This is a genomic window from Aeromonas sp. R9-2 (assembly GCF_040908025.1).
GTDB lineage: Bacteria > Pseudomonadota > Gammaproteobacteria > Enterobacterales > Aeromonadaceae > Aeromonas > Aeromonas veronii.
The window spans coordinates 38310-60659 of sequence record NZ_JBFOCX010000023.1 but is presented as its reverse complement, the minus strand read 5'-3'; the positions used below and the strand labels follow the sequence as shown (position 1 = coordinate 60659).

Sequence of the window (22350 nt, the reverse complement as noted above, 5' to 3'; positions counted from 1 at the left end):
AGTTCACCTTTAGATGAATCAATAAGATACGGATTAGCTATACAGATTAACTGTGCGAGGCTGACAAGCAGAGACGGGGGCCGCAGCCCCCATCATGCAACCGCCAGGATCAGTTGAAGCAGTGCTCCGGGCCGGGGAAGCTCCCCTCGCTCACCTGCTGGACATAGAGGCGGATGGCGGCACGCACATCGCCGGTCTCGGCCAGGAAGTTCTTGGTGAACTTGGGGACATAGCCGGAGGTGACGCCAAAGGCATCGTGCATCACCAAAATCTGACCATCGGTCGCGGGGCCGGCACCAATGCCGATCACCGGGATGCGAAGCGCCTTGGTGATGCGCTCGGCCAGCGCAGTGGGCACACACTCGAGCACCAGCAGCTGGATACCGGCCGCTTGCAGTTCGAGGGCCTGACGGTAGATCTCCTGCGCCTGAAACTCATCGCGCCCCTGCACCTTGAAGCCGCCAAAGACATGAACGGATTGCGGAGTGAGACCGAGGTGACCACACACCGGCACCCCGTTGCGGGTGAGGTGGCGGATGGAGTCACACAGCCAGTCGCCCCCTTCCATCTTGACCATGCGGGCACCGGCCGCCATCAGGCGGGCGGCGTTCTGGTAAGTCTGCTCGGGGGTGGCGTAGCTCATGAACGGCATGTCGGCGACCACCAGTGCCTTGCTGGCACCGCGCGCCACACAGTGGGTGTGATAGACCATCTCATCCATGTTGACCGCCAGGGTATCCTGACCCCCTTGCAGCACCATGCCCAGCGAATCGCCGATGAGCAGCACGTGGGCCCCCTCGTCGTCGAACAGCTTGGCAAAGGTGGCATCATAGGCGGTGATGGCGGTGAACTTTTGACCGTCCTGCTTCATCTTCAGCAGGCTGGCGGTGGTGATCTTGCTCATAGAGGCTCCTGTACGTCTGCACGCGGGGCAATGATGGCCAAATCATTGTGCGGGCAGCGGGCAACCAGTCGGGCGAGCGGGGTGCCGCAGGGCAGCACCAGAGCAGGCGCAATTTCGGCAAGGGGCAGCAGCACGAACTCCCGCTCCTTCATGCCGTAGTGGGGTACGATCAGGCGCTCATGGTTGATCACCTGATCCCCATAGAGCAGCAGATCGAGATCCAGAGTTCTCGGCCCCCAACGCTCATCTTTGCGCACACGTCCCTGTTCCAGCTCGATTTTTTGTAATTGATCCAGCAGCGCAAGGGGCGCGAGCCGGGTATTGAGCCGGGCCACGGCATTGACGTAGTCCGGTTGGTCAGCAGGCCCCATGGGGCGGCTGCTGTAAAACGACGAGGCCTCCACCAGCACAGATTCCGGCAACCTTGCCAAGGCGGCAACGGCGCGACGAGCCTGACCCAGCGGATCAGACAGGTTGGAACCAATGGCGATGAAGACCTCGGTCATCACGTCTGTTGTCACTCGGCCACTTTCGGTTTGCGGCGACGGGGACGACGACGGTTGCGGCTGTTGCTGCTGCGCTTCTCGCCATCGTGGCTACGGACCTCACCGCGCTCACCGCTTGCCGGGCGACGGGTCGCTTCCCGTTGCAGTTGCGGGCGCACATCCGGATTGGAGGCAACATAGCGCTCCCACCAGCTGGCCAGCTCGCCGAGACCGCGCTCGACCCGGTTGCGCAGCAACAGGAAGTCGAACGCCGCGCGGAACTTGGGATGCTCCATGGCGCGCTCGGGGTGCTTGCCCTGACGACGGGTCAGCCGCTGTTGCAGTGCCCAGATGTCGCGGACATCTGTGGTGAAACGGCGGGGAACGGCGATGATCCGCACCTGATTGTCCAGCACCTCGTTGATCGCCAGCATGAAGGCGTCATACCAGGGCAGGCCGCTCTCGTTCTCCAGCACCCGACCACGGGCCTCGACGCAGCCCCACAGCAGGGTGGCGTAGAGGAAGGCGGGGGTGACGCGCTTATCTTCGCGGACGCGGGTGTCGGTATCGATCAGCGCCTGCTCGATAAACTGCTCGTAGGGCGAGTTGCCGTGCGGGGTAAACAGCGCAGCCACTTGCGGGAAGAGCTGCTGGAACAGGCCATACTCGCGCAGCAGTTTGTAGGTCGCCAGACCGTCGCCAGCCAGGAACAGCTTGAGGGTCTCCTCAAACAGGCGGGCTGCAGGGATGTCTTGCAGCAGTGGCGCCAGCTCCTTGATGGGGGCAGCGGTACGCGGACTGATGGTCATATCCAGCTTGGCGGCGAAGCGCACGGCGCGCAGCATCCGCACCGGATCTTCACGATAACGGGTCTCGGGATCGCCGATCAGCTCAAGCTTGCGCTCGGCCAGATCTTCCAGACCCCCTTCGAAATCGTGCAGGGTGAAATCTTTGGCGCTGTAGTAGAGGGCGTTGACGGTAAAGTCGCGGCGCTCGGCATCCTCTTCGATGGTGCCGTAGACGTTGTCGCGCAGCAGCATGCCTTCATCAGACTGGGCCGACACATGTTTGCTGGTATTGACCTGATGGTGGTGACCCCGGAAGGTGGCCACTTCGATCACGTCACGACCAAAGACAATGTGGGCCAGGCGGAAACGACGGCCAATCAGGCGGCAGTTGCTGAACAGCGCCTTGATCTGCTCCGGCGTCGCATCGGTTGCGATGTCGAAATCCTTGGGCGTCTTCCCGAGCAGCAGATCCCGGACTCCGCCGCCGACCAGGTAGGCCTCATAGCCCCCTTTGTTCAGGCGATAGAGCACCTTGAGTGCATTCTCGCTGATCTCTTTGCGCGAAATAGGGTGCTGATCACGGCTTAAGGTACGACGTTGACCGGCGACACGGGCTGGAATGGGGGATTCCACCGACTGCTCGCCGTCTTCCTTGCCGAGCACCTTGCGGCAAAAGTTTGCGATCTGGGAAAAAATGGTACACCTCTTCATGACTTCTAAATTGACGGGAGGCCAAAAAATAGCGGCCTATCATAGCTCACGCCTAACCAAATGAAAAACCGTGCTGACAATTGATCCCGCATGAAACCGTCCGCCAGCGAAAATAGCGGTCAATCTGCACATAGCTCAGGCCTTATTACACGAAAACCGGCTCTTTTTACTCAAGGTCCAGCGGGATTTTCTCGCTGGCGGGCACCCGTTCTAGCTGCCAGTTGGCGATGCCCCATTCGATGATCTCGTCGATCCGGCTTGCCATCAGCTCGGGCGGCGGGCACTGGCCGAGGAAGTGCAGCGCCTGCCACAGGGCCGGTCGCACCTCATCGAGCGCCAGGGCCGGCGCATGGTTCTGCTTGGAGAGCTTGTTGCCATCAGCCAGTACCGCCAGCGGCAGGTGCACCCAGTAGGGCACCGGCGCCCCCAGGGTCTGGTAGAGGGCAATCTGGCGCACCGTGGGTTCGAGCAGATCGGCGCCGCGCACTATCTCGGTGATGCCGCTGTCCATATCATCCACCACTACTGCCAAGTTGTAGGCGTAGAGCCCGTCGCGGCGGCGGATAATGAAATCCTCCTCGGCGAGCGCCGCCGGTACCGCGATATGGCCCTGCAAACGATCGTCGAAGTGGTAGACCGGATGGTGCTGGCGCAGCCGGGCGGCGCAACCTTCGGCCGCAAGCCCCAGCGTGCGGCAGTGGCCGCTGTAAAGACCGCCCGCGGCCATGATTTCGCGCCGGGTGCAGCGGCACCAGTAGAGGTCCCCCGCCCGATAGAGCTGGTCGATGATCTCGTCATAACGGCCGTGGCGCGCGCTCTGGAACATCACCTCCCCATCCCACTCAAGGCCATATGCCTCAAGAGTCTTGAGGATCAGGTTCGCTGCCCCTGCCATTTCCCGCGGCGGGTCGATATCCTCGATGCGCACCAGCCAGCGCCCCTGCTGCGCTCTGGCCTGCAAAAAGCTGCCGAGGGCCGCAATCAGCGAACCGAAGTGGAGCGGGCCTGAGGGTGAAGGTGCAAAGCGGCCGACATAGGGACGTGCAAGGGGTGAGGACGGGGGATTCACTGGCATGACTGTTCGGGTAAGCGATTCATTGAGGCTGCATTCTGGGGCGCGACCGCCAAAAGCTCAATAAAAAAGGGAGCCCGCGAGCTCCCTTTTTCATATACCAGAGGGTCGGGATCAACCGGCCATCTGTTTTTCCTTGATCTCGGCCAGCGTCTTGCAATCGACACAGAGGTCGGCAGTCGGACGGGCTTCCAGACGACGGATACCGATCTCGATACCGCAATGTTCGCAGTAACCGAAATCATCGTCTTCAAGCAGCTGCAAGGTCTTCTCGATCTTCTTGATCAGCTTGCGTTCACGGTCGCGGGTACGCAGTTCAAGAGCGAACTCTTCTTCTTGCGCGGCACGATCCACGGGATCCGGGAAGTTGGCAGCCTCGTCTTTCATATGGTCGACGGTACGATCAACTTCCTGCATCAGTTGGTTGCGCCAGGCACCCAGGATCTTGCGAAAATGCGCCTTTTGTTGGTCATTCATGTACTCCTCACCCGGCTTTTCCTGGTAAGGCGCGACACCCGCAATGGCCAGGGGGCCCAGAGATTTCCTGTTTTCGCCTGTTGGCATGCCCTGTCTCCTAATTCAGCACGCTACCCGTGCCATCCATAAATTGAGGGCGACATCTATAGCAGAAGGGTAACGGGTAAGCAAACAAGCCGTACCAATAATGTTACCCACTCCAATATTTATGCACTCCCCTCGGGTAACAGGTGACCAGATTCAAACGGGATAAACCCTTGAGCCACCATGCCTTGCACCCCAACATGGGGCCGATAGCATAAAATTTCAACCCCCGCCGCGATTGCCTGCTCAATTAGCAGACTATAGTGCGGATCTATATGGGTTGCAGGGCGCATCCGGCTTATTCCGGAGTGCAACACCATAAAGAGCAGCACGGCCCTGTGGCCCGCCGCTTTCATGGCCATCAACTCGCGCAAATGCTTGGCACCACGGGCGGTGACCGCATCCGGGAAGTAGCCCATGCCAGCCTCCTCCCGCTCGTCGAGCAGGGTGACCGATTTTACCTCGATGTAACAATTGCCCTTTTCGTCATCTTCCAGCAACAGATCGATGCGACTGTTCTCTTCGCCATACTTCACCTCGGTGCGCAACCGGCTGTACCCCGCCAGCGGAGCGATAGCCTCCTGCTCGATCAACTCCCGGGCGATCTGATTGGCGCGCGCCGTGTTGACGCAGATAAAGTGGCCCGCCGGGCTCTCGGCGACCTCCCAGCTGTTGGGCAGCTTGCGCTTGGGGTTATCGGAAGTGGAGTACCAGACCCGGGTGCCTGGATCGGCACAACCGGTCATGGCACCGGTGTTGGCGCAGTGGATAGTGATGACCTCGCCGTTATCGAGTTGCACATCGGTCAGAAAGCGCTTGTAGCGGGCCAGCAGCTGGCCCGATTGCAGGGGGGGGTCAAAAATCACGGGTTAGCCCTCCGCACGTCTTCTTTTACCCGGGCGCGCAGCGGCCAGCAGGCAAGCGGCTCGTAGCGCACCCCGTCCGGAGTCGAGACGGATTGATAGAGGCAGAACTCATCTGCCTGCAGCAGAAAATTTGGGGCTGGCAGGATGGCAGGCGCCTCGCCCGCCTTGCGCGACAGGGTGACGTGGGGGCGATAACCCTGCTCGCCATTGCCAAGACGCAACTTCTCACCGTGGCGGCGCAGCGCCTTCGCCAGCACGGTCAGCTCGTTGGGCCACTCCTTCGGGCCAATCCAGGCGGCCTTGGCCCGGCTGAACCAGCCGGTCTCATCCAGCCTGATGGAGAGCGGCGGACAGTGCTGACGCTCCACGGCGGCGATCAGGCGGCGGGTGGTCAACTCGTCCGCCTCACCCAGAAAAGCCAGGGTCAGGTGGAGGTTGGCTTGCGGCACCGGCTGACCGGGCCAGGGCAGCAGATCGCGCCAGGCGATGAGCTCGGGGGCGAGCTCCTTGACGGGCAGGGCAAAGAAGAGTTTGGCCATGTGGTGATAATGCCTTTTTCACGCTCATTGGATGGGCTCATTCTATGGCAGCTATCCGGCCATGTCTCGCCAGCCTCCCGCCCGAGTGGCCATATCCGCACATCCACTCACGGTGGCGCGGGTGGCTGTGGCAGAATAGGCGCCGTTTTACCGGTTGCCACAGAAGGTGCTCATCGCTTTGTCCCAGCTCCCCATCGTTTCGGTATTGCCCGAACTCTTTGCCGCCCTCGACAGCCACACCATCGTGATCCTGCAGGCGCCACCCGGCGCGGGCAAATCGACTCTGCTGCCGCTGGAGCTGGTGCGTCAGAACCGGCTGCCCGGCCGCATCATCATGCTGGAACCAAGGCGCCTGGCTGCGCGCAATATCGCCACTTTTCTGGCTCGTCAGCTGGGGGAGAAGGTGGGCGAGCGCATCGGCCTGCGGGTGCGTGGCGAGAGCCGCACCAGCTCAGCGACCCGGCTCGAGATCGTCACCGAAGGGGTGCTGACCCGGATGTTGCAGCAGGATCCCGAGCTTACTGGCGTTTCGCTGGTGATCTTCGATGAGTTCCACGAACGCAGTCTGCACGCCGATACCGCGCTGGCCTTCGCTATCGAGAGCCAGCAGGGATTGCGCGATGACCTCAAGCTCCTGGTGATGTCCGCCACTCTGGATGGCATGGCACTCGAGACCTTGCTGCCGGATGCCCCTGTGGTTCGCTCCGAGGGGCGTGGTTTCCCTATCGATTACCACTACCGCCCCGCCAATCGCCAGCAATGGCTGGAGCCGCAGGTCGGCGCCGTGGTACTCGAAGCGCTGGCCGAGCAAGATGGCAGCCTGCTGGTCTTTCTGCCGGGACAGGGTGAGATCGAGCGACTGGCGCAATGGTTGGCAGACAAACTGCCGGACGACATGACCCTCGCCCCCCTCTACGGTCGCCTCGATATGGCGGCGCAGCAGGCAGCCATCGAACCGGCGCCTGCCGGCCGCCGTAAGCTGGTGCTCACCACCAATGTGGCGGAGACCTCCCTCACTATTGAGGGGATTTCGGTGGTGATCGATAGCGGGCTGGAACGACGGGCTTCCTTTGATCTGAAAAGCGGCGTCACCCGACTGGAGACACGCCAGATAGCCAAATCCTCCGCCACCCAGCGGGCAGGCCGCGCCGGTCGCCTCGGCCCCGGTATCTGCTACCGGCTCTGGAGCAGCGAGGTGCAGGAGCGACTCGCCGAGCAGAGCCCGCCAGATATCCTCACTCAGGAGCTGACCGGCCTGCTGCTGGACGCCGCCCAGTGGGGGGCAAAGGTGGAAGATCTGCCGCTGCTGGACATGCCCCCCGCCGCCGCGGTGGCCTGCGCCCAGCGGCTGCTGGTTGCCCTTGGCGCCATGAAGCCGGAGGGTGAGCAACAACTCACTCCCGCTGGCCGTGCCATGGCGGCCTTCGGTACCCACCCTCGTCTCGCCCGCATGCTGCTGCGCGCCCGCGAGCTGGAAGCTGAAGGTCTGACAGGGATTGTCGCCGATGCCGCTTATCTGGTGGCGTTGCAGGAAGAAGATCTGCGAGGATCGGAGCGCCTCTCTGTGCTGTTCCACCGCCGTCAAAGTGCCCTGCGCCAGAGCGCGGCCCGCTGGTTTGAACGGCTTGGCGCCCGCCCTGCCAGTGCGCAGGGTCAGTGGCTGGGGCTGCTCTGCGCCCTCGCCTGGCCGGATCGCATCGGCAAACTGCGTAGCGGCAGTCGCTATCAACTCAGTGGTGGGGTGAGCTGCGATCTGGTAGAAGGTCATCCCTGTCAGGGACAAGCCGCCCTTATCGCCATCGAGATGGGGCAGAACGATCGCGGCAGCCGCATCTTTATCGCCGAACCGATAGAGCTGGATGAGCTGGCGCGTCTGCTGCCGGAGCTGGTGAGCGAGCGCCAGTGGTTCGACTGGGACGAGCGCGAGGAGCGGGTGCGCGCCGAACGCCAGCAGGTGATCGGCGAGCTGGTGCTGAGCCAGCGACCGCTGACCGAACTCTCTGACGAGCAGAAAGGGCGCTGCCTGCTGCAAGGCATTCGCCGCAAGGGGCTGCATGTGCTGCCCTGGGACGAGAGCAGCGAAGGGCTGCTGGCCCGCCTGCGCTGCGCCCGCGACTGGCTGCCCGATGAGGGGTGGCCCGCGATGGATGACGAGAGCCTGCTGGCCACGCTGGAACTGTGGCTGCTGCCAGCGGTGAGCGGTATGACCCGGCTGGAGCAGCTGAAAAAGCTCAACCTCGGCGACATCCTGCGCCAATCCCTGCCCTGGCCGTTGCCCAAACGGCTGGACGAGGCACTGCCGAGCCACTTTGCGGCGCCCACTGGCAGCCGGGTGCGGATCCGCTATCAACCGGGGCAGGCACCGGTGATCCCGGTACGCATTCAGGAGATGTTCGGCCAAGGTTCGACCCCCTGCGTGGCCGATGGCCGGGTACCGCTGGTGGTGGAGCTGCTCTCCCCCGCCCAGCGACCGCTGCAGATCACCGCCGATCTGGCCGCCTTTTGGGCTGGCTCCTACGAACAGGTGAAGAAAGAGATGAAGGGGCGCTATCCCCGCCACTACTGGCCGGATAATCCGCTGGAAGCGATGCCGACCAAAGTCACCAAAAAGAAGATGGGCATCTAGGTTCGGCGGGTTAATCCCGCTCGAACGTTCGCGAATGCGACATAACAAGTAGAAAGGAAAGCAAAGAGGATTTATGGCAACCCAACGACGCAAGCGTGCCCCCAAGAAGGCAGCGCCCAAACGCACCATCTGGCGCAAGCTGTTCTGGCTTGGCTTCAAGCTCTCCCTGGTGGTGGCGGCCTTTATGGTGGTGTTTGGCATCTACCTCGATACCAAGGTGCGCGAGCGCTTCGATGGCGAGAAGTGGCAGTTGCCGGTGATGGTCTACAGCCGCCCGCTGGAGCTCTACCCCAGCCAGCGCCTGTCGCGGGACCAGATGCTGCGCGAGCTCAACATGCTGAGCTACAAGCAGGTGCGCCAGCCTCACACGCCGGGTGAATACACCATCAACGGCAACCGCATCGAGCTGATTCGCCGCCCGTTCGAGTTCTATGATGGCGCCGATGGAGCCCGCGGCCTGCGCCTCACCTTCAACGGCCCGCGCCTCGAGGGGATCCAGTCGCTGGAGAACCAGCGCCAGCTCGGTTACGCCCAGATGGACCCGGTGCTGCTCGATCGCCTCAATACCGAAGATCGGGAAGATCGCCTGCTGGTGCGTATCGCCGAAGTGCCCGACAGCCTGCTGGTGACCCTGCTCACCACCGAAGATCGCGACTTCTACCAGCATGGCGGCGTCTCGCCGGTGGCCATCATGCGCGCCATGTTCGCCAACCTGATCGCGGGTCGCACCGTGCAGGGGGGCAGTACCCTGACCCAGCAGCTGGCCAAGAACTTCTTCCTGACCCGTGAGCGCAGCCTGTGGCGAAAACTGCAGGAAGCCTATATGGCGGTGCTGATCGACTATCGCTACAGCAAGGACGAGATCCTGGAGTCCTACCTCAACGAGGTCTATCTGGGGCAAAACTTCTCGCAAGGGGTCTACGGTTTCGGCCTCGCCTCCTACTTCTACTTCGGCATTCCGGTCAACGAGCTGGATATCGATCAGGTCGCCCTGCTGGTCGGTCTGGTGAAAGGCCCCTCCTATTACGATCCCTGGCGCTTCCCGGAGCGGGCCAAGACCCGCCGTGATCTGGTGCTGAAGCTGCTGATGGATCACGGCAGCCTGACCCAGGCCGAATATGAGCTGGCCAGCCGCCAGCCCCTCGGCATCATCGCTCGCGGCCAGATGAGCTATGGTCGCACCCCGGCCTTTATGGGGCTGCTCAAGCGGGAGATCCAGAGCCGCTTCGGCGCCGATCTGCTCAAGCAGTCTGGCCTCAAGATCTTCACCAGCCTCGACCCCATCGCCCAGCACGCGGCCGAGCGGGCGGTCGAATCAGGCCTCGCCGATATCGAAAAACTGCGCGGCAAAAAGAAGCTGGAGGCGGCCATGGTGGTCTCCGACTGGCACAAGGGCGAAGTAGTCGCACTGGTGGGTGGCCGCGATCCCCGCTACGCAGGGTTCAACCGGGCGCTGGATGCCCGCCGCCAGATCGGCTCGCTAGTGAAACCGGCGGTCTACCTCACCGGTCTCTCCAACGGCCTGACGCTCGCGACCCCACTCAAAGATCAGCCGATCCGTATTCGCGGTCAGGATGGCCAGGTCTGGACACCGCAAAACTACGATCGCAAGTTCCGCCAGAGCGTGCCGCTGATGGATGCGCTGGCCAGCTCACTCAACGTGCCGACCGTCAATCTGGGTCTGCAAGTGGGGCTGGAAAAAGTGGTCGATACCCTGCACAAGCTGGGAGTCCAGCAGGAGATCCAGCCCTATCCGTCGCTGGTGCTGGGGGCGGTCGCCCTCTCCCCTCTGGAGGTGAACCAGATGTATCTGCCCATCGCCAATCAGGGGCTGACCCAGCCGCTGTCGGCCATTCGCGCCGTAGTCAACGGGGATGGCAGCCTGCTCTATCAGCATGATCAGACCGCCAAGCGGGTCACCGACCAGCAAGCAAGCTGGCTGACCCTATTCGCCATGACCAAGACGGTGAGTCAGGGCACGGCCCGCGCCCTCAGTGCCAAGTTCCCGGGCGCCACCATGGCGGCCAAGACAGGCACCACCAACGAGCTGCGCGACTCCTGGTTTGCCGGGATGGACAACAACGAACTGGTCAGTATCTGGGTCGGTCGCGACGACAACACCCCGGCGGGCTTGACCGGTGCCAGCGGTGCCCTGCAGCTCTTTAGCGGCTACATGAGCCAGCGCGGCGTCAACAGTCTGGGACTGAAGATGCCGGAAGGGGTCACCTGGGCAAACTTCTCCCGCGCCAGCGGCACCCGCGTCACCAGCGACTGCCCGGGCAGCCTGCAGGTGCCGGCCAAAGCCTCCACCATGGGCTCCCCGGCCGGTTGCGCCAGCAGTGCGACGCCACGCAGTGCGCTGGATGACTGGTTCGGCGGTTTCTTCAACTAGATCAACGATACGGGCAGCGCAGGCTGTCCGTTCACTATGCTGCTGACAAGGAAACACCATGACCTTTCCGCTGTTTGACGCCATCCACCATGTGGCCATCATCGCCAGCGATTACCCACGCTCGCGCCACTTCTACCACGAGGTGCTGGGGCTGCCCATCATCGCCGAGACCCTGCGCGAAGCGCGCCAGTCGTGGAAACTGGATCTGGCCCTGCCGGACGGCAGCCAGCTGGAGCTGTTCAGCTTCCCCTCGCCTCCCGAGCGCCCCTCCCGCCCCGAGGCGTGCGGCCTGCGCCATCTCGCCTTTCGGGTCAGCGATCTTGACCGGGTCATCGCCCATCTGCTGGCCCATCGGGTCGAGGTAGAGCCGGTACGGGTGGACGAGCTGACCGGCAAGCGCTTTACCTTCTTCGCCGACCCCGACGGCCTGCCGCTGGAACTCTACGAAGCGCCGTGCTGAGCCTGAGTCGGTCAAACAGTCTGCCAAACAAAAAGCCGCCCGGCGAAACCGGGCGGCTTTTCTTATTGCTTCAGGTTATCAGGCGGTAGTCAGCATAACGACAGCCAGCGCCATCACCATCATGCCAGCCCAGCCAATGGGCTTGAGCCGCTCACCGAAGAAGAGCAAACCGCCCAGCGCCGTACCGACGATGCCGATAGCCCCCCAGGTGGCGTAGGCAACAGCCAGGTCAATCTGGCCGCCACTTACCGCTTCCGAGAGCAGGGTAAAGGCGCCGAGTACCAGCATGATCCCCAGGAATCCCCACCCCTTGTAACGAAAACCCTTGGAGCGGTTGATGGCCATGTTGGCACCGATATCGATCAGTGCGGCACCCAGTACAATCACAAACGGACTCATGCTGTGGCCTCCGCTTCTACTGACTTGTCTGCGGGCTCATCATGGGTCTCCCCCATGGTCACCATAACAATCCCCACTATCGCGAGAGCCAGGCCAATCAGCTCCTGAACGGTCACATCGTAACCAAGGAACATGACCGACACTATGGTGATCAAGGTGATCCCGAGCCCCTCCCAGAGCGCAAACGCAATACCAATGGAGATTGTTTTGGCGGCTTTCGCCAGCAACCAGTACGAGAAACCGATCAACAGCCACATCGGGATGTAATTCATCCAGCCAGCCCCCTGCTCGGGGATCATGGCCATGCTGGAGGTACCGGCGACCTCGGTCACGATGGCGCCGGTCAAAAACAGCCGGGCCAGAAACATACGACTTAATAACATATAAGATGCCTTTGTTGCTTCGACGGGAGAGATGGTAAACGGGGAGAAGCAACTCGCGACAATCGCTCAGCGTCGATTATTCCGACGCCACAGGTTTGCCTTGCCTTGGTTCGGCACGCTAAGGTGATGGTGAAAAACTCCGCCACAACCTGTAAAACATGAAGCTATATCAGATAGAACTCTTTGTAGAGTCAGCCAATAGCGGCTCTATTGCCAACACCGCCCGTCGCCTCGGCAAAAGCCGCAGCGCCGTCAGCACCTCCATCGCGGCGCTGGAAGTTGAGCTTGGCGTCGAACTTTTTGAACGAGGCGCCAATCAGAGTCGGCTGACCGAAATAGGCGAGCTGGTGCTTGATGATTGCACTCGCCTGCTGCAGGCAGCCAACAGCCTGCAGCAGAAGTGCAAACATTACGCCTCTGGGGCCGAAGTAGCGCTACGGGTCGCCCGCGATGACGCGATTCCCGAACCGGTATGGCGCGAGATGCTGACCGCCTTGCACAGCCAGTTTCCCGGCACCAGTATCTCGCTGGTGCTCGCCTCCCCACCCGAACTGCCGGCGCTGGTGGAAGAGGGATTCGTCGATGCCGCTTTTGGCCTTATTACCGAAGATCAGGAGCGCAGCGGCCTCAATATCGACGTGCTCAACCCGATCCGCACCCTGATGGTGGTGGCCCCCAGCCATCCGCTGGCCGGACTGAAGCGGGTCAAACAGCAGGATCTGACCGATCACACCCAGGTTACCCTCTCGTATGTAGATGAATTTTCTGTAAAAAGCCTGCTACCTGTGGGAGGGCAGCATATCGGTCTCTCCAGCTTCGAGTTGATGCGCAATGCGGTGCTGGACGGACTGGGCTGGGCGGTGCTCCCCTCGCCGCTGATCCAGAGCCAACTGCGACAAGGCTCCCTGCTGACCCTGAAACACAAGTTCAGCCTGCAGTGGCGGGATTACGGGGTCTATCTGGCGGAAAACGCCTATCACGGCAAGGTGTTGGCCTGGTTGAAGAAGTCGATCCAGGGGTATCTGGAACCTTTCGAGTAGCGATAAAGAGGCGGAGCCAGCTCACGATATCTACTTATCCTGATGATCCGAGCGGATGTGATCGTGCATACTGTTCACATACTCATTGAGCGCCGGAGGCGTAACCGATATGAGCAGTGCCCAAGACAAGGACGATATCTTGCTGGACGACGACATCATCGAACTCGATGATGAGGAGGTCGTGGTCCCCAAGGCACTCAACCCATGGCAAGTGCTGATCGTGGATGATGAGCCGGATATCCATCATGCCACCCGCCTGGCCCTCTCCAACATTCACTACAAATCCCGTCCACTGGAGCTGCTCAATGCCTACAGCGGCGCCGAAGCTGGCCGCATGCTGGAGGCCAATCCCAGGATTGCGCTGATCCTGCTCGATGTGGTGATGGAGACCGAAGACGCAGGTCTGCGGCTGGTGCACCGGATCCGCAACGAAATGCACAACTCGCTGGTGCGGATCGTGCTGCGTACCGGCCAACCCGGCCAAGCCCCCGAGCAGCGGGTGATCCTCGATTACGACATCAATGACTACAAGACCAAGACCGAGCTGACGGTACAAAAGCTCTACACCACTGTCATCGCATCCCTGCGTTCATACGAAACTCTCAGCGCCATCGACAAGAGTCGGCAGGGGCTCGGCAAAATTCTCGAAGGGGCGGGCGATCTCTACCATCTTCATTCACTCAAGGAGTTTGCCTCCGGCGTGCTGAAACAGATCAGCGCCATTCTCGATGTGGGCACCGAAGGGGCTATCTGCGCCGAGCGCCGTCCCGGCGAACAGGGGCTGGAGATCCTCGCCGCTACCGGCGACTACGAGACTCTGCTGGATGATGGCAAGATCACCGACTTTCCCACCCTCAATGACTCGGTCATGAAGGCACTGGCGGCGCGCTGCAACCGCTTTGAACACCCGCAGGACTCCCTCTATATCGCCGCCCAGAATGGTCGCGAGTTCGTGTTGAGTTTTACCCCGACCCAGCCCCTCGATCCCCTCGAGTGCGATCTGCTGGATGTCTTCTGTCAGCGCATCTCGGCGGCCTACGACAATCTCTATCTCTACAATCAGCTGCTGCGCGCCCAGGAGGCCACCGTGGTGGCGCTGGCGGCGCTGGCAGAGTTTCGCGACTCCGATACTGGCGAGCATGTCTTGCGGGTGCAGAAACTCTCGGATGCCATCGTGGCCGAATTGAAGCAGATGGCAGCCTATCCCGAGCAGCTGACCCCGGAGTTTGTCGAGATGATCGGCATGGCCTCCATCCTGCACGATGTGGGCAAGGTGGGCACCCCGGATCATATCCTGCACAAGCCCGGACGTTTCGACCCTGAAGAGCGGGCCATCATGGAGCAGCATGCCGGCATCGGCGCCAATATCCTGCACAAGGCGGGCGAAATGGTGGAGGGAACCAGCTACCTCTCTCTCGGCGCCGAAATCGCCCGAGGCCACCACGAGCACTTCGATGGCAAGGGCTATCCGCAGCAGCTGGCTGGTCAGCAGATCCCCCTGTCGGCGCGGATTGTGGCGGTAGTCGATGTATTCGATGCCCTGCTCAGCAAGCGCCCCTACAAAGAACCCTGGACGCTGGCGCAGACCATGGAGTATATCCAGTCCCGCTCCGGTACCCAGTTTGACCCTCATGTCGTAACAGCCCTGTCGCGACTGGTCAACGAGTCGAGACTCCCCTACTCGCTCTGACCCCCTTTGCTCGCAACTCCACATGCCCTGCCGGTGACCAAGGTCAGCGACAGGGCATCAAAACAGCTGTTTTGTTGCATCCCGCACACATCAAAGCGCCGCAAACCGGAAACATCCTCCTTCTTTGTTAGCGATATCCGCTGAAATATGGTCATTTAACATCACATCGCTATAATATCGGCCTGCAAACCTGATACTAACAACGAAGGAATTATCATGAGCCTGAACCTGGTACCGGCCGGCAAGAGCCTGCCCGACGATATCTATGTCATCATCGAAATCCCGCAGAATGCCGACCCGATCAAATACGAAGTCGACAAGGACAGCGGTGCTATTTTCGTCGATCGCTTCATGTCTACCCCGATGTTCTATCCGTGCAACTACGGCTACGTGAACGCGACCCTCTCTCTGGATGGTGACCCCGTCGACGTACTGGTTCCGACCCCCTACCCGCTGCTGGCCGGTTCCGTCATTCGCTGCCGCCCGGTTGGCGTGCTGAAGATGACCGACGAATCTGGCGAAGATGCCAAGATCGTTGCTGTACCGCACTCCAAGCTGACCAAGCAGTACGACCACATCCAGGATGTGAACGATCTGCCGGAACTGCTGAAAGCCCAGATCCAGCACTTCTTCGAGCGCTACAAAGAGCTGGAAGCGGGCAAATGGGTCAAGGTGGAAGGTTGGGGCGACAAGGCCGCTGCCGAAGCCGAGATCAAAACCTCTGCCGAGCGTTACGCTGCCAAGTAAGCATCACTCGGTTTGTAAAAAAGGCGCCTTATGGCGCCTTTTTTGTCGGTGTTTGCGGCAGCTGACCGGCCGCATCTTCGGCAGGATTGCCCTGAATGTATATTTCACGGCCATCTTTCTGGTAGGGACGATAGTAATCACCGCCACAGCGATAGCCGCCGCCCGGCTGGCTCATCAGCTCGCAGTTGACCGGCAACACCTCCAGCCACTTGATGGCCTGCTGGTAGCGCAGCCACTCCTGCCATTCGTGCTCGCGTGCCAGCTGATCACGCAGGGCAAAGGTATCCGCAATGGACATCCCCTTGTTGACGATCACCTGACCCGCCATGGCTGGCAGGCTGAGCAGCCCAAACAGCACTATGATCCAAGGCTTCATAACCCCTCCAGAGTGACTTAATTTCACAATTAAATTAAAAGTCACATCAATCTGTTATCCAGATCACAAAACGAAACATCACCAAAGTGGTGCCGGCTCACCTAGTTGTTAATTATCGTCCACGGCAGGAAGCACCACCATGAAGCTGACCCCCGCGCTGTTGCTCAGCCTCACTCTCTGCACCACTCTTGGTGCTACAAGCAACGCCAGCGAAATCAACATGAGCTGGCAGTGGCAATCCACCGATGGCCAGCGCAAGCACTTCCAGCTGACCACCGACGATCAGGTGATGGCCGCCAGTCGCCACGAGATGAGCCTGCTGAAAGCTTCCCTCACCAATCCGCTGGAGACGCTCTACGCCTATATCAGCCCGCGGCTCTACAACAGCATCAACCTGATCAATCAGAGCAGCCCCGAGACCGCTACCAAATTTCGCAATCTGGAGCAGGCCTTCACCCTGCGGGACGACAGCATGGAGTCGCTGCTGTTCTGGCAAGCCTACCAGCAGTATCAGGAGGATGCCTTCTACCAGATGAGGGTGATCCCCTGCGTCCATCCTGCCAATCGCAAACTGCCATGCGTGCGACCCGATTACTCCCAGCTCTTCTACCACTTCAAAGGGCACCTCAAGCCACTGGCGCAGCAGTTTGCGGCCAAGGATCTCGCCACCAGCGTCAGCCTGCTGCAGGAGTGGCTGAACGCCATTCCCACCCAGCCGGAGCAGCTGGATCACTTCGCACCGCCGCTGCAGGCACTGCAAGATAACAAGGCCGACAGCGATGAGAAGGCGCTGCTGATGGCCAGTCTGCTGGCGGAGCTGGCCCCGCAATATGTGCTCAGCATCATCTACCCGGATATCAGCATCGGCAGCGTCTCCCCTGCCTGGCTGGCCATTACGGCAGACAGTGGCGTACCCGGTGATGTGGTGGTGATCAACAATCAGCGCCATGTGCTGCTGACCGGCTCGTCCCTGCTGGCCCAGCAGATGACCATGGCCAAGATCCCCCTCATCAGCGAGTCGCTCTACTGACGCAGACAGCTCAGACCAGCAGCCAATTCATTGATTTTTATCGATGTCATGCCATCCTAGCCGCCCTTGCCAGCCAACAACCTGACTGGCGGGGCGCCGACGCTTCTGAATTGCGATCTTATTTAACACTTTTTAAACAGATCCGATCAGTTTAGGATGAAGCTCGCCCATTCCCTCAATCCGAAACTCGTTATAACATAACAAATGGAGTGTCATCAGGATGAAACATCTCGTACTTACTTTGGCGCTGCTGCCATCTCTGGTCTTTGCTCACAACTTCAAGGATGGCAACCCGGTGCCGCTGGTCAATGTCAGTGACAAGGGCGAGCTGGTACTGAATGGCAAGGAGATCGGCTACCAGCCGTGGCAAAGCACCTCGCTCACCGGCAAGGTGTTCTTGATCCAGCATATTGCAGGTCGCTCCAGTGCCAAGGAGCTGAACGCCCCGATGATCGAGGCAATCAAGGCCGCCAAGCTGCCGCAAGACAAGTACCAGACCGTTACCGTCATCAACAGCAATGACGCCATCTGGGGCACCTCCGGCTTCGTGAAGAGCAGTGCCGAGGACAGCAAGAAAGAGTTCCCCTGGTCCGCCATGGTGCTGGATGCCAAGGGCATGGCGCGCAACGCCTGGGATCTGACGCCGGAAAGCTCGGCGATCATCCTGCTGGATAAAGAGGGCAAGGTGCTGTTTGCCAAAGATGGCCAGCTCGATGCCAACAACATTGCTACCGTGATGGGGCTCATCAAGTCCCATCTCTAAGTCAGAGAGAAAGGGCGCTGATGGCGCCCTTTCCATAAGGGTCTATGGGTCGTATCAAACTGAAAATCTGGATCTTGCTGCTGGGCTGGTTATGGCTGCAGCCTGCCCTTGCCCGGCACCAGTTTGAATCCGCCCTGCCCGGCCACGACGACCATCACTGCCTGGTTTGCGCCCTCCATCTGGATGGCAAGCAGGTCATCACCGCCACCCCCTATTGCTTCCCCGGTTCGACCTCTGTTCTGCCCGTCGTTGCAACCATGCAACACTCGGCGGATACAGCCACGCTTCACAGCTATGCCATCCGTGCGCCGCCCGCCTCTGCTTTTCTCTATCCCTTTGTTTAATTTCGCTATTTGTTTTGAAAAAGGATTAAAGATGAAAGCAGTTACTCTGTTGCTGGCCGCAGCGACCTTTGGCGCACACGCAAATCACGACGAACACGAGAGCCACAGCCACGGCGCCCACGAGCATGGCCATGGCCACCTCAATCTGGTGGTCGATGGCGACCAATTGATGATCGAGCTGCAGGCCCCTGCCGCCGATCTGGTGGGCTTCGAGCACGCGGCCAAGAGCGATGAAGAGAAGGCGCAATACGCCAAGGCGGTCGCCCGCCTCCAGCAACCTGATGCCCTGTTCCGCTTCGACCCGGCCGCTGGCTGCAAGCTGACCCAGCAGGAGCTGCAAGCCGCCAAAAAAGAGCATGATCACGACCATGACCATGACCATGACCATGACCATGACCATGACCATGACCATGACCATGACCATGACAAGGCTGCCAGCGACAAACATGAAGACCACCATGATCATGACGAAGCGGGTCACGCCGATATGGGCGCCATGTACACCTACACCTGCGCCACGCCGACCAAACTGACCGGCCTTGAGGCGACCCTGTTCAGCGTCTATCCGAGCCTTGAGAAGCTGAGCGTGCAGGGCATTCTGCCTACCGGCCAGACCGCTGGCGAGCTGACCCCGTCCGCCAACAAGCTGAGCTGGTAACGCCATGAAAAAAGCCGTGGTTGAGATCCGCGATCTGGCCTTTGCCTGGCCAGATGGCGACGCTGTACTCGATCTGCCCGCCCTCACCATCCGCGAGAGTGAGCGGGTCTTTATCAAGGGCCCGTCGGGTTCTGGCAAGTCGACCCTGCTCGGGTTGCTGGCCGGGATCCAGACCGCCAACCACGGCACCCTGGAGGTGCTGGGCCAACCGTTGGCCCGGCTCTCTGGCCGTGCCCGTGACCACTTCCGGGCGGCCAATCTGGGTTATATCTTCCAGCAGTTCAATCTGCTGCCCTTTCTCTCGGTGCAGGACAACGTGACCGCTGCCCTCACCTTTTCGCCCGCCAAACGGGCCCGCCTGCAAGGGAGTCCGGAGCAGGAGGCGCGCCGTCTGCTGGCGGAGCTGCAACTGCCGGACGAGGCGCTGCATCGCCCCGTCCATGCTCTCAGCATTGGCCAGCAGCAACGGGTTGCCGCCGCACGGGCGCTGATCGGCTCGCCGCCACTGGTGATCGCCGACGAGCCCACCTCGGCCCTCGACACCGACAACCGGGCCGCCTTTATCAAGCTGTTGTTCGAGGAGTGCGACAAACAGGGCTCGACCCTGATCTTCGTCAGCCACGACCCTTATCTCGAACCCCTGTTCCCGCGGGTCGAAAACCTGCAACAGCTCAACCGGAGGGCATCATGCTAAAACTCGCCCTGCAAAGTCTCTGGGCCCGCCGCCTCACCGCCGGGCTCACCCTGCTGGCCGTCGCCATCAGCGTCACCCTGCTGCTCGGGGTGGAGCGGGTGCGCATCCAGGCCCGCGAAAGCTTCTCCAACACCGTCTCGGGAACCGATCTCATCGTTGGCGCCCGCTCCGGCCAGGTGAACCTGCTGCTCTACTCGGTGTTTCGCATCGGCAACCCCACCAACAACGTGGGGTGGGACTCCTATCAGGCCATCAAGCAGAAACCCGGCGTCGCCTGGACCATCCCGCTCTCCCTCGGTGACTCCCACAAGGGATTTCGGGTGCTCGGCACCAATGGCGACTACTTCACCCACCTGAAGTACGGTCAGCAGCAGTCGCTGCAATTGCGGGAAGGGCGGCCATTCGACACGCCGTTTGAAGCGGTACTCGGCGCCCAGGTGGCCGAGAAGCTCGGCTATCACCTCGACCAATCCATCGTCATCGCCCACGGCGCTGGCAACACCTCGTTCAGCCAGCACGACAATCTGCCATTCAAGGTGGTGGGTATTCTGGCGCCGACCGGTACGCCCATTGATCGCACCATCCATGTGCCGCTGGCGGGGATCGAGGCGATCCATCTCGGTTGGGATACCGGCCGCCACAGCAAGAACGTGACGCCGGAGCAGGCGCTGGCGCAGGATCTCACCCCGAAAACCATCACCGCCTTTATGGTGGGCTTGAGCAACCGGATCCTGGCGTTCCAGCTGCAGCGCAGCGTCAACACCTATCCCAAGGAGCCGCTGATGGCGATCCTGCCGGGCGCCGCCCTGCAGGAGCTGTGGAGCCTGATGAGCGTGGCGGAAACCGCCCTCTCGGTCATCGCCGGTTTCGTGGTGGTGGCGGGCCTTATCGGTATGCTGACTACCCTGCTGGCAGGGCTTAACGAGCGACGCCGGGAGCTCGCCATTTTGCGATCCCTCGGCGCGGGCCCTGCCCATCTGTTCCTGCTACTGGCGCTGGAGGCCATGGCGCTGACCACGGTCGGCATCGCTCTCGGGGTCGCCGCGCTCTATCTGGGGCAGGGGCTTGCCTCGCCCTGGCTGCTCAGCCACTATGGCCTGCAACTGAGTCTGGGGCTGCCGAGCGCCTATGAGTGGCAATTGCTGGAGGTAGTGTGGCTGGCAGGCATGGTGATCGGCCTGCTCCCTGCCGCCCGCGCTTACCGCTACAGCCTGAGCGATGGCATGAGCATTCGCGTCTAGCGAGACGCCCAAAAATAGAAACAGAAGGACAGATGATGAAGTGGAAAATTGTGGCGCTGCTCGCCAGCCTGCTGGTGCTGCCCGCCCTGGCCGCCGATTACAAGACCATCGACTGGGATGTACTCATCCCGGAAGGGGAGAAACTGCTGCCACCACCCCAGGTCAATCACGAAGATCCCATGTCGGTTCCGCAACCGGTGGGCGGGGTAAACAAGAAGCTGGACAACCAGGATGTGCGCATTCCGGGCTTCGTGGTGCCGCTGGAAGGGGATGCCAAGAAGATCACCGCCTTCCTGCTGGTGCCCTACTTCGGCGCCTGCATCCATGTGCCGCCGCCCCCCACCAATCAGGTGATCTATGTGAGCTACCCCAAGGGGGCGCCGGTGGATGATCTGTGGGATGCCATCTGGGTGAAGGGCAAGATGCGCACTGTCAGCTCCAGCCATGAGATGGCCACCGCCTCCTATTCGATAGAAGCGGTCGAGGTGAGCGTCTACGAGGAGTAATTCTCCCGTTGCAAAAAAAGCGGCCTCCACGGAGGCCGCTTTGTTATCTTGGCATCCAGGTTGGAGTAACATTCAGCTCCAGAACCTGTGCGAATGGAGTCAGCATGGCAGACCTCCCCCCCCCGAAGAAAGAGAGTTCGATCCTGAGCAGCCAGGAGCAGACCCTGCGTCTGGCCCGCAGTCGCGGCATCGACGGCATGCTCACCCGCAACAGCGACAGCACCTTCGAACAGCGAGCCACCTTTCGTCATCTGGCGGATCAGGCCGCCCGCCAGCGCAATCTGGAAGCCATAATGGTGATGGCCTCCCGCCACTGCGAAGAGACCGCGGCTGGCGGCGAGATGGACAGCGACTGGCTGACCCGCTTTCTGCAACTGGCGGAAGATATCAGCATGGTGCCGATGCAGCAGCTGTGGGGGCGGATCTTCGCGCTGGAAGTCGCCACCCCGGGCCGCTTCTCCATTCGGGCGCTCGCCACCCTCAAAGAGATGACCCAGCGCGAGGCCCAGCTGTTTCAGCGCATCTGTTCACTGACTTGCCACTACACCGGCAGCGACGAGCAGCGACTGCTGCTGGGGCTGCACAAGGGGGCCACCCTGCTGAGTCGCGCCAAAGCAACGCGCCTTGGCCTTGGCAAATACCGACTGCCCTACAACGCCCTGCTGCAACTGTTTGAGCTCGGGCTGCTGCATCGCGCGGAGCTGGAATCCGGCCCGCTGCCCGCCGATGGGGTCGAGCTGGAGTTTGGCAACCAGCGCTGGCGGCTGCAGTGCAAGCAGAACAACATCACCCTGCTCTACTACCGCCTCACCCCGGTGGGCAACGAGCTCGCCCAGCTGCTGCAAGAGTCGCCGCTGGAGGAGTACCTGCAGGATCTGAAAACCGTGCTGGTGCAGGGGATCCAGATTGAAGTGATGCAACTCGTCAGCGCCCCCTCCTCACCCGCTCCCGACCCTCTTCCCTGATCTCTGGCGGGGCAGCGGATGCCCCGTCGGTTCATGGCTCCTTCGCATCCAGCTTCTGACTCCCAGCTTATGGGCTTGACCAGAATAGGTTGCAAATTGCAGATGCCGCA

General features: G+C 61.1%; 24 protein-coding genes. 14 read left to right on the top strand and 10 right to left on the bottom strand.

Features of this window, described 5'->3' with window-relative positions; genetic code table 11:
* Positions 1–109: 109 nt before the first annotated feature.
* From panB to thpR, 7 genes are all read right to left on the bottom strand, one after another.
* On the bottom strand, positions 110–904 hold the full coding sequence (panB, locus tag AB5Y71_RS08975; protein WP_368171423.1) for a 3-methyl-2-oxobutanoate hydroxymethyltransferase: 795 nt from the start codon (positions 902–904) through the stop codon (positions 110–112).
* The gene (folK, locus tag AB5Y71_RS08970; protein WP_005354659.1) at positions 901–1410 is read right to left on the bottom strand and encodes a 2-amino-4-hydroxy-6-hydroxymethyldihydropteridine diphosphokinase; all 510 of its coding nucleotides are present in this window, start codon (positions 1408–1410) and stop codon (positions 901–903) included. Before folK ends, panB begins: the two co-directional genes overlap by 4 nt.
* An 11-nt stretch (positions 1411–1421) precedes the next feature.
* Entirely contained in the window at positions 1422–2888 is a 1467-nt protein-coding gene (gene pcnB / locus AB5Y71_RS08965) for a polynucleotide adenylyltransferase PcnB (protein ID WP_139440709.1), read from the bottom strand.
* Between the two features lie 166 nt (positions 2889–3054).
* Positions 3055–3963, bottom strand: coding sequence for a tRNA glutamyl-Q(34) synthetase GluQRS (gluQRS, locus tag AB5Y71_RS08960; protein WP_368171422.1), 909 nt, complete (start codon positions 3961–3963; stop codon positions 3055–3057).
* 111 nt (positions 3964–4074) lie between these two features.
* Positions 4075–4524, bottom strand: coding sequence for an RNA polymerase-binding protein DksA (gene dksA, locus AB5Y71_RS08955; protein WP_005335644.1), 450 nt, complete (start codon positions 4522–4524; stop codon positions 4075–4077).
* 119 nt (positions 4525–4643) lie between these two features.
* Positions 4644–5387, bottom strand: a complete 744-nt coding sequence (sfsA, locus tag AB5Y71_RS08950; RefSeq protein WP_368171421.1) for a DNA/RNA nuclease SfsA — start codon at positions 5385–5387, stop codon at positions 4644–4646.
* Positions 5384–5926: an RNA 2',3'-cyclic phosphodiesterase gene (gene thpR, locus AB5Y71_RS08945; RefSeq protein WP_368171420.1), complete on the bottom strand. Its 543-nt coding sequence runs from the start codon at positions 5924–5926 to the stop codon at positions 5384–5386. The genes sfsA and thpR overlap by 4 nt, the downstream gene beginning before the upstream one ends.
* A 178-nt stretch (positions 5927–6104) precedes the next feature.
* On the opposite strand from thpR, the gene hrpB reads away from it, so the two are divergent.
* The 3 genes from hrpB to AB5Y71_RS08930 all read left to right on the top strand — a co-directional run bounded on the left by hrpB (position 6105) and on the right by AB5Y71_RS08930 (position 11404).
* Positions 6105–8552, top strand: a complete 2448-nt coding sequence (gene hrpB, locus AB5Y71_RS08940; RefSeq protein WP_368171419.1) for an ATP-dependent helicase HrpB — start codon at positions 6105–6107, stop codon at positions 8550–8552.
* Between the two features lie 73 nt (positions 8553–8625).
* Positions 8626–10944, top strand: coding sequence for a penicillin-binding protein 1B (gene mrcB, locus AB5Y71_RS08935; protein WP_042052390.1), 2319 nt, complete (start codon positions 8626–8628; stop codon positions 10942–10944).
* A gap of 58 nt (positions 10945–11002) precedes the next feature.
* Complete coding sequence (locus AB5Y71_RS08930; protein WP_236294726.1) at positions 11003–11404, top strand: VOC family protein; 402 nt, start codon at positions 11003–11005, stop codon at positions 11402–11404.
* A gap of 78 nt (positions 11405–11482) precedes the next feature.
* Here the strand turns inward: AB5Y71_RS08930 and AB5Y71_RS08925 are convergent, their stop codons facing one another.
* Both AB5Y71_RS08925 and AB5Y71_RS08920 read right to left on the bottom strand, forming a co-directional pair.
* Complete coding sequence (locus AB5Y71_RS08925) at positions 11483–11803, bottom strand: SMR family transporter (RefSeq protein WP_005335659.1); 321 nt, start codon at positions 11801–11803, stop codon at positions 11483–11485.
* Positions 11800–12186, bottom strand: coding sequence for a multidrug efflux SMR transporter (locus AB5Y71_RS08920; protein ID WP_005335660.1), 387 nt, complete (start codon positions 12184–12186; stop codon positions 11800–11802). Before AB5Y71_RS08920 ends, AB5Y71_RS08925 begins: the two co-directional genes overlap by 4 nt.
* A 158-nt stretch (positions 12187–12344) precedes the next feature.
* On the opposite strand from AB5Y71_RS08920, the gene AB5Y71_RS08915 reads away from it, so the two are divergent.
* The 3 genes from AB5Y71_RS08915 to ppa all read left to right on the top strand — a co-directional run bounded on the left by AB5Y71_RS08915 (position 12345) and on the right by ppa (position 15663).
* Positions 12345–13226, top strand: a complete 882-nt coding sequence (locus AB5Y71_RS08915; RefSeq protein ID WP_100645134.1) for a LysR family transcriptional regulator — start codon at positions 12345–12347, stop codon at positions 13224–13226.
* Positions 13227–13335: 109 nt separating this feature from the next.
* A complete protein-coding gene (locus AB5Y71_RS08910) occupies positions 13336–14916 on the top strand; it encodes a DUF3369 domain-containing protein (RefSeq protein ID WP_101529634.1) in 1581 nt (526 codons plus the stop codon).
* Positions 14917–15132: 216 nt separating this feature from the next.
* Entirely contained in the window at positions 15133–15663 is a 531-nt protein-coding gene (ppa, locus tag AB5Y71_RS08905; protein WP_005335667.1) for an inorganic diphosphatase, read from the top strand.
* Positions 15664–15691: 28 nt separating this feature from the next.
* Here the strand turns inward: ppa and AB5Y71_RS08900 are convergent, their stop codons facing one another.
* On the bottom strand, positions 15692–16039 hold the full coding sequence (locus tag AB5Y71_RS08900; protein WP_005335669.1) for a hypothetical protein: 348 nt from the start codon (positions 16037–16039) through the stop codon (positions 15692–15694).
* A gap of 139 nt (positions 16040–16178) precedes the next feature.
* On the opposite strand from AB5Y71_RS08900, the gene AB5Y71_RS08895 reads away from it, so the two are divergent.
* The 8 genes from AB5Y71_RS08895 to AB5Y71_RS08860 all read left to right on the top strand — a co-directional run bounded on the left by AB5Y71_RS08895 (position 16179) and on the right by AB5Y71_RS08860 (position 22240).
* Positions 16179–17069 carry a hypothetical protein gene (locus AB5Y71_RS08895; RefSeq protein WP_005335678.1) on the top strand — a complete coding sequence of 297 codons (891 nt, stop codon included), beginning with the start codon at positions 16179–16181 and terminating at the stop codon, positions 17067–17069.
* A 220-nt stretch (positions 17070–17289) separates the two neighbouring features.
* Entirely contained in the window at positions 17290–17832 is a 543-nt protein-coding gene (locus AB5Y71_RS08890) for a YtfJ family protein (protein ID WP_005335681.1), read from the top strand.
* A 44-nt stretch (positions 17833–17876) separates the two neighbouring features.
* The gene (locus AB5Y71_RS08885) at positions 17877–18176 is read left to right on the top strand and encodes a hypothetical protein (protein WP_257701034.1); all 300 of its coding nucleotides are present in this window, start codon (positions 17877–17879) and stop codon (positions 18174–18176) included.
* 31 nt (positions 18177–18207) lie between these two features.
* On the top strand, positions 18208–18834 hold the full coding sequence (locus tag AB5Y71_RS08880) for a DUF2796 domain-containing protein (RefSeq protein ID WP_368171418.1): 627 nt from the start codon (positions 18208–18210) through the stop codon (positions 18832–18834).
* A gap of 4 nt (positions 18835–18838) precedes the next feature.
* Complete coding sequence (locus AB5Y71_RS08875) at positions 18839–19528, top strand: ABC transporter ATP-binding protein (protein WP_368171417.1); 690 nt, start codon at positions 18839–18841, stop codon at positions 19526–19528.
* Positions 19522–20769 carry an ABC transporter permease gene (locus AB5Y71_RS08870; protein WP_368171416.1) on the top strand — a complete coding sequence of 416 codons (1248 nt, stop codon included), beginning with the start codon at positions 19522–19524 and terminating at the stop codon, positions 20767–20769. The genes AB5Y71_RS08875 and AB5Y71_RS08870 overlap by 7 nt, the downstream gene beginning before the upstream one ends.
* Before the next feature lie 32 nt (positions 20770–20801).
* Positions 20802–21275: a DUF3299 domain-containing protein gene (locus AB5Y71_RS08865; RefSeq protein WP_368171415.1), complete on the top strand. Its 474-nt coding sequence runs from the start codon at positions 20802–20804 to the stop codon at positions 21273–21275.
* 104 nt (positions 21276–21379) lie between these two features.
* Positions 21380–22240, top strand: a complete 861-nt coding sequence (locus tag AB5Y71_RS08860; protein ID WP_019444767.1) for a TIGR03899 family protein — start codon at positions 21380–21382, stop codon at positions 22238–22240.
* The last annotated feature ends 110 nt before the right edge of the window (positions 22241–22350 follow it).